The sequence below is a fragment of the Gilliamella sp. Fer4-1 genome (genome assembly GCF_001690515.1).
Taxonomy (GTDB): Bacteria; Pseudomonadota; Gammaproteobacteria; order Enterobacterales; family Orbaceae; genus Gilliamella; species Gilliamella apicola_C.
In genome coordinates this window covers 1-380 of sequence record NZ_LZGZ01000241.1, presented here as the reverse complement: position 1 = coordinate 380, position 380 = coordinate 1, and the positions used below count along the sequence as shown (strand labels likewise).

Genomic DNA, 380 nt, shown 5'->3' with positions numbered 1-380 from the left:
TTAATAGGGCTCATCACTCAACTCTTATCGGATTTATCTTATATGATGATTGATCCACGCATTGACTTTGAGGCACACAAATAATGACCAAAAATTATTCTATTAATCAGCAACGTTGGCAACGGTTTAAACATAATCGTCGTGGTTATTATTCACTCTGGTTATTTTCAATTTTATTTGTGGTTAGTTTATTTGCTGATTTTATTACTAACGATAGACCTATTTTTATTAAATATCAGGATAATTACTATTCACCGATTTTTCATTTTTATCCAGAAACACAGTTTGGTGGTCAATTAGAAACACAAGCCAATTATCTTGATCCTGTTGTACAAAAGAAAATAGAAGCTAATGGTTGGATTTTATGGGCACCATTTCGC

1 pseudogene is annotated in these 380 nt (G+C 31.8%); it reads left to right on the top strand.

Features of this window, described 5'->3' with window-relative positions:
* Window positions 1-83: 83 nt before the first annotated feature.
* Window positions 84-380 (top strand): annotated as a pseudogene (locus A9G30_RS08505) (ABC transporter permease); the annotation flags it as partial.